6 protein-coding genes and 1 tRNA gene are annotated in these 6,216 nt (G+C 69.7%); 4 read left to right on the forward strand and 3 right to left on the reverse strand.

Annotated elements, in window-relative coordinates; all coding sequences use genetic code 11:
• Positions 1-663: Crp/Fnr family transcriptional regulator (locus LOY02_RS17225; RefSeq protein ID WP_317183601.1), on the forward strand; the 663-nt coding region annotated here is incomplete at its 5' end.
• Positions 664-710: 47 nt separating this feature from the next.
• On the opposite strand, the gene LOY02_RS17230 is transcribed toward LOY02_RS17225, so the two are convergent.
• Complete coding sequence (locus LOY02_RS17230; RefSeq protein ID WP_317183602.1) at positions 711-887, reverse strand: hypothetical protein; 177 nt, start codon at positions 885-887, stop codon at positions 711-713.
• A 398-nt stretch (positions 888-1,285) separates the two neighbouring features.
• Here LOY02_RS17230 and folP point away from each other — a divergent pair, with 398 nt between their 5' ends.
• Together folP and LOY02_RS17240 are read left to right on the forward strand one after the other, a co-directional pair.
• Positions 1,286-2,200 carry a dihydropteroate synthase gene (gene folP / locus LOY02_RS17235; protein WP_317183606.1) on the forward strand — a complete coding sequence of 305 codons (915 nt, stop codon included), beginning with the start codon at positions 1,286-1,288 and terminating at the stop codon, positions 2,198-2,200.
• A 227-nt stretch (positions 2,201-2,427) separates the two neighbouring features.
• Positions 2,428-2,631: a cold-shock protein gene (locus LOY02_RS17240; protein ID WP_317183603.1), complete on the forward strand. Its 204-nt coding sequence runs from the start codon at positions 2,428-2,430 to the stop codon at positions 2,629-2,631.
• Between the two features lie 90 nt (positions 2,632-2,721).
• On the opposite strand, the gene LOY02_RS17245 is transcribed toward LOY02_RS17240, so the two are convergent.
• Together LOY02_RS17245 and LOY02_RS17250 are read right to left on the reverse strand one after the other, a co-directional pair.
• Positions 2,722-4,194, reverse strand: a complete 1,473-nt coding sequence (locus LOY02_RS17245; RefSeq protein ID WP_317183604.1) for an LCP family protein — start codon at positions 4,192-4,194, stop codon at positions 2,722-2,724.
• Between the two features lie 186 nt (positions 4,195-4,380).
• Positions 4,381-5,940, reverse strand: coding sequence for an LCP family protein (locus tag LOY02_RS17250; protein WP_317183605.1), 1,560 nt, complete (start codon positions 5,938-5,940; stop codon positions 4,381-4,383).
• A gap of 172 nt (positions 5,941-6,112) precedes the next feature.
• Between LOY02_RS17250 and LOY02_RS17255 the strand changes: the two genes are divergently transcribed.
• Positions 6,113-6,202 (forward strand) — tRNA-Ser (locus LOY02_RS17255).
• The last annotated feature ends 14 nt before the right edge of the window (positions 6,203-6,216 follow it).

A 6,216-nucleotide genomic window follows, 5' to 3' on the forward strand; every position in this document is an offset into this window, starting at 1 on the left:
GAACTGGCAGGTGTGGAGCTCTTTGCGGGACTCGATCCCGCAGACCTCGGGCGCCTCGCCGAGCGGACCTCCGTGCAGCGTGTGGTCCGCGGGCAGGTCCTGTTCCTCGAGGGTGAGCCGAGCGACACGTTCTTCCTCGTTCGCAGTGGCCGCCTCAGGGTCTTCCGGGACTCAGTCCAGGGCGACGAGCTGACGTTGTCGTTCGTCGAGCCGGGAGCCACCATCGGCGAGCTGTCCGTCGTCGACGAGCAGCCCCGCTCCGCCTCGGTCGACGCCATCGAGTCGTCGGTCCTGCTCAGCGTGCCGAGTGGCGTGGTCCGTGACGTCCTCCTGGCGAACCCCGTCTCGGCCTGGCACGTCGCCCAGCAGCTCGCTGCCCGGGTACGCCACCTGACCGACACGACGGCCGACCTCGTCCTGCTCGACCTGCCCCGGCGCCTCGGCAAGCTCATCCTCGAGCAGGCCGTCGATGGTGAAGGCGGCCGTCCGACAACGACGTTCGTGACGAGCCAGTCGGGTGTGGCGGCCATGCTCGGTGTGACGAGGCAGTCGCTCAACCGGGCGCTGGCCGCGCTGGTGAGGCGAGGCTGGGTCAGGCAGCTCGACGGCGGCCGGCTGGAGATCGTCGATGGTGCCGCGTTGCGGCGTTTCATCGCGTCCTGACCGCCGGCGCGCCCTGCAGGACACTCGTCGAGCACTCGGCGCGCAGGTCAGGCGACCTGGGCGTGGTGGCCGGCATCGGGGTCGTGTCGCCCCAAGCGCGCGGCGGGGACCAGCTCGTCGTGGTGACGACCGGGGACCCAGCAGGCCCAGTCGTGCCACGGGGTGCGGGGCTCGACGTCCCAGGTGTGAGCGGAGTGACGCGTCTCGAGGGCGATGACGTTCATGATGACTCCCGGATGTGGAGGTTCTCGCTGATGTCTTCAGCCTGCTCCTGCTCGGGCGGGGAGGGCTGTCGCCTCGGTGACTGCCTCACTGTCATCCAGGTGACAGGCCGTCGCCGTCCGCACCGCCTGCCTCGGCGTGCAGGCCGTCGCCGTCCGCACCGCCTGCCTCGGCGTGCAGGCCGTCGCCGTCCGCACCGCCTGCCTCGGCGAGCTCGCACCATCAGGTCGAGTGGCCCCGAATGCGCGGGGCCGGCCGCTCCCGGCACGCGAGCGCCCAGGACCCGCACGTAGGGTACGGAGATGTGACCACCCCCGAGGACGAGCCCGCCGTCGGCGCCGACGCCGGGAGCCCTGGCCCGACCCTCGCCTCGGTCCTTGCCGGGCTCGCGCCACTCTCCCTGCCGACCACCCCACCACTCGTGCTGCGAGGGCGGACCTTCGATGCCGGCCGTCCGGCCGTCATGGCGATCCTCAACCGGACACGTGACTCGTTCTTCGCCGGCAACCGACACGCCGAGCTGGACTCCGCGAAGCGCGCGCTCGAGGAGGCCCTCGAGCTCGGTGCGGACCTCATCGACGTGGGAGGCGTGCGCGCGGGGCAGGAGGGTGAGGCCGTCGACGAGTCCGAGGAGATGCGCCGCGTCGTGCCCTTCCTGGCCTGGGCACGCGAAACCCACCCGGACGCCATCCTCAGCCTCGACACGTGGCGCTCGGGTGTCGCCCTCGCCGCGGGTGGGGCCGGGGTCGACCTCGTCAATGACACGTGGGCAGGCGCCGACCCGGAACTCGTCCACGTCGCTGCGCGGATCGGTGCCGGCTACGTCATCTCCCACACCGGTGGCCTGCCCCCCCGCACCGACCCGGTCGGCGTCACCTTCGGGGACGACCCGCTCGACGTGGTGCGCGACGTCGTGACCACCCTCGCCCGCGGTGCCCGCGAGGCCGAGCGCAGCGGCATACCTCCCGAGCGGATCCTCATCGACCCGACACTGGACTTCGGCAAGACGACCCAGCACTCCCTCGAGGTGCTCCGGCACACGGCTGACGTGGCCGCGTTGGGCTACCCCGTCCTTCAGGCGCTGTCGCGCAAGGACTTCGTCGGCGAGAGCCTCGATCTGCCCCCCGACGAGCGGCTCGAGGGTTCTTTGGCGGCAACCGCGGTCGCGGCTTGGCTCGGTGCCACCGTCTTCCGCGCGCACGACGTCAGAGCCACCCGCCGTGTCGTGGACATGGTCGCGACGATCCGAGGAGATCGCCCCCCTGTCCATGCGAAACGAGGGACGCCACAGGCCCCCTCGGTGGACTCCGGATGAATCCCACAAATTGCCTGTGTTTCCGAGGGGACGACCCGTCGGTAGCGTGCTAGGTTCGATCCGGTTGCAGTTGCAGTTCCTCGCAGTCGAGTAGGTGCCCGTCATCCACAAGGTGACGGGTTTTCGGTATCGACGTCGACGGGTTCGCCCGACGAGTGGCAGAAGCGGCAGCCTGGGACCTCGCGAGGTGCGTGGACCCAAGGGCTAAGAAGGAAAGAGTTACCCGTATGGCACAGGGAACCGTCAAGTGGTTCAACGCTGAGAAGGGCTTTGGTTTCATCGCCCAGGACGGCGGCGGCCCCGACGTTTTCGTCCACTACTCGGCGATCCAGACGAACGGCTACCGTTCGCTGGAAGAGGCGCAGCGCGTCGAGTTCGAGGTCACGCAGGGTCCGAAGGGTCCGCAGGCCGACGCAGTGCGTCCTCTCTGATCCCAAGGATCGAACGCAACGAGCGACACCAACAGTCGTTTGTGACAGGGCCCCCCGGCTTGGCCGGGGGGCTCTGTTCGTGTGCAGGGGTCAGGCGCACTCGTCGACGGCCGGCTTTTCCGTCGGGGACGGCGTCGGCTTGGGCCGCGTCGTCTTGCTCGTCGTGGGGGTGCCTTGCGACTTGGCCTTCGGCTTCGGCGGCGTGATGGCCTTCTGCACGAGCTCCCTCACGAGCTCATAGTCGGGGTTGCTGCTGTAGGGGAAGCCGTTCTTCGCCGAGAAGCCGAGGCTCGTGATCTTTGCCTTCTGGACTCTGTCGACCAGCTCGGCGAAGGCCGGCAGGTTCTGCCCGGGGATGTCGGTGTAGACGTTCTCCTTGAGGATCCTGGCGATGCTCGCATACTTCGTGAGCATCGTCGTGGGATCCACCTGGTCGACGACGGCCTGGACGACGCATCGCTGTCGCTGCTGACGGTGGTCGTCGCTGTCCGCGGCGCGGGTGCGGGCGTACCAGAGCGCCTCGTAGCCGTTGAGCTGCCGGGGCCCCGGCTCGTCGAAGTAGTGCTTGTAGGTGCCGTCGGCGAACTTCGGCCCGTAGGGAAGGGGGATGTTGGCGTCGACGCCGCCGAGCTTGACGTTGACCTCCACGCCACCCATGGCGTTGACCAGCTCGGTGAAGCCCTTGAGGTCGATGACGACGAGGTGGTCGATCTTGAGGCCGAGGACCTCACCGACGACGTCGCGCGTCTCGCTGCGCCCGGGCACCTCGTCATCCGGGTAGGCCTCCGGATGGCTCTCACGGAACTGCTCGACCTCGGTCCAGATCGCGTTGATGGCGCACGGGTCGGCCGGGTCGGCCGCCTTTCGGGGACAGTTCGGTGCGTCATGGCTGCCGCCGTACGTGCCCTCGGGCCACAGCTCGCGCAACGGGCTGTCCTCGGGCAGCGGCGCCCACTCGAAGTTGCGGGGCACCGAGATGAGGACGGTGCGACCAGTCCGCGTGTCGATGCTCGCCACGATCATCGAGTCAGGTCGGGTGCCGGTGCGCCCGATCCCCGCGTCGGACCCCATGAGCAGGATGTTGACGCGGGGGGTGTCCCGCCACGGGTCGACGTCCGGCTCATTGACCACCTTGGCGCCGTGCCCTGCGGCCAGCGGCTGCGCCCGGAAGACCCCGGCAATGGTGTCCTTGGCGATCAGGGCGGCCTCGGCCCCCTTGTACATGCCGGTGCCGACGAGGGCGACCATGAGGGTGGTGAGGACGGCGAGCACGCGGGTCCGCGACCGGTCGAGCCACTCCGGGCGGGCGGCGACGGCGGTCGCGACGATCGACCCGCACCACACCAGCCCAGCAGCCGCGAGGGCGACACCGGCGATCTGCAGCAGGTCGGGGTGGCCGAGAACGTAGAGGCCGAGGCCCTTCACACCACGCGTGGACAGGACATAGGCCACCGCCCCGATGCTCAGGAGGAACACGGCCAAGATCATCCAGCCGACCTTCTTCGCCCGGGTCCGGATGAGACCCGCGCCCGGCACGGCCGTTCCGAGCACGATCAGACGCATGCAGCGTCGGTAGCCCCTGCGCAGCTGTCGTCGAACGGAACCGCGTCCCGCGGGCGCAGTGACGCGCCCGTCGCGGTGCACGGTCATGTGGTCCCCTCGATCATCGGCTGGTGGAGGCAGCCCCAACATTGTGCACTGTCGACCGGCGGTCCGGTGCGTCGTGTCCCCAGGAGCACGGGGCCACGCTCAGAGGCAGGGGTCGACCTCGGCAGGAGCGGTCGTGGTCGTGGCCGGCTTGGGCGTGGTCGGCGACGTGCTGCCGGGCTTCGGCGTGCTCGTGCTGCTGGGCTGGGGCTTCGGCTTGGGTGGGTCGATGGCCTTCTGGACGAGCTTGCGGATCTCCTCGTAGTCGGGGTTGCCGGTGTTGATCCCGTGGTTCGGGTCGATGCCCAGGCTGACGAAGGATCCTGCCCTCTGGATGCGCTGGACCAGCTCGACGAACGCGGACAGGTTCTCGGCGGGGATGTCGGTGTAGATGTTCTCGCGGGCGATGCGGGCGACGTCTGCGTACTTGGCGAGCATCGACGTGGGGCTCACCTGGTCGACGACGGCCTGCACGACGCAACGCTGGCGCGACATCCGGTTGTAGTCGTCGTCCGCGGCCCGCGAGCGGGCGTACCAGAGCGCCTGGTAGCCGTTCATCTTCATGGGGCCTGGTGTGTCGAAGTAGTGGGCGTAGCTGCCGTCGGGGTTCTGCGAGCCGTAGGGGAGCGGCTGCTTGCCGTCGTAGCCGCCGAGCTTGACGTTGATGGTGACGCCCCCCATGGCGTTGATCAGCTCCCGGAAACCCTCGAGGTCCACGACGACGGTGTGGTCGATCTCGAGGCCGAGGACCTCCCCGATGACGTCACGGGTCTCGGACCTGCCCGGAGCCTCGTCGCCGGGGTAGGCCTCGGGGTGCTCCTCGCGGTACTGGTCGACCTCGGACCAGATCGCGTTGAGCATGCACGGGTCGTTGGGGTCCCGCTCCTGGCGGGGGCACCGCGGGTCGCCGTAGACCCCGCTCGGCCACCAGTCGCGCAGCTTGCTCGTCTCCGGCAGGGGGACCCGCTGGAGGTTGCGCGGCAGGGAGATGAGCACGGTGCGCCCGGTCCTGGTATCGGTGCTCGCGACGATCATCGAGTCGGTCCGCGTGCCGTCCCGGCCGACGCCGGCGTCCGAGCCGAGCAGCAGAATGTTGACGCGGGGGGTGTCTCGCCACGGGTCGACGTCCGGCTCGTTGACGACCTTGGCGCCGTCGCCGGGCTTGAGGCCGGAGGCCTTGAAGATCACGTCGACGGTGTCGCGGCCGATGAGCGCGAACTCCGCCCCCTTGTAGGCGGTGCCGCCCACGAGCGCGACCATGAGCGTGGTGAAGATGGCCAGGGACCGGGTGCGGGCCCGGTCAAGGCGCCGCGGCCGAGCCTGAACGGCCGTCGCGATGATCGAGCCGCACCAGACGAAGCCGCCCACGGCGAGGACGATGGTGAGCAGGAGCAGGTAGCGCGTGTTGCTGGCGATGAGCAGGCCGACGTTGGTCAGCCCACGCGTGGCCACGAGGTAGGCCAGCGCGGCGACGCCGGCGAGGAACGTGATCACCAGGGCCCAGCCAACGGCGCGACTGCGCGTCCGGGTGAGGCCGGCACCCGGAAGGAGCGTGCTGAGAGCCGTGAGGCCGAGCGCGCGCCGGAAGCCGGCCGACAGCTCGCGACGCAGCGACCTGCGGCCCCCGCCCGAGGCAGGTCGCCGGATCGGCTGGTCGTCCATGGGTTCCTCTCGGGCAGGGGGCGCGCGGGGGCGCGACAACATTCTGCACTGTCCATCTGTGAGGACGTTCCGAACCCGGGGAAGGTTGGCACCGGACCCCGTTTTGGCCCGGGAACCGCCACCCCGGTAGCCTGTGCACGCTCGTGTGTCTGTTTCCCGGACGCATGCGCGTGGAGGCGTCGCATAGTGGCCTAGTGCGCCCGCCTGCTAAGCGGGTTGAGGATAAAACCTCTCGCGGGTTCAAATCCCGCCGCCTCCGCCACACGAGAACGGCCC

The sequence above is a fragment of the Intrasporangium sp. genome (assembly GCF_032907665.1).
GTDB lineage: Bacteria > Actinomycetota > Actinomycetes > Actinomycetales > Dermatophilaceae > Intrasporangium.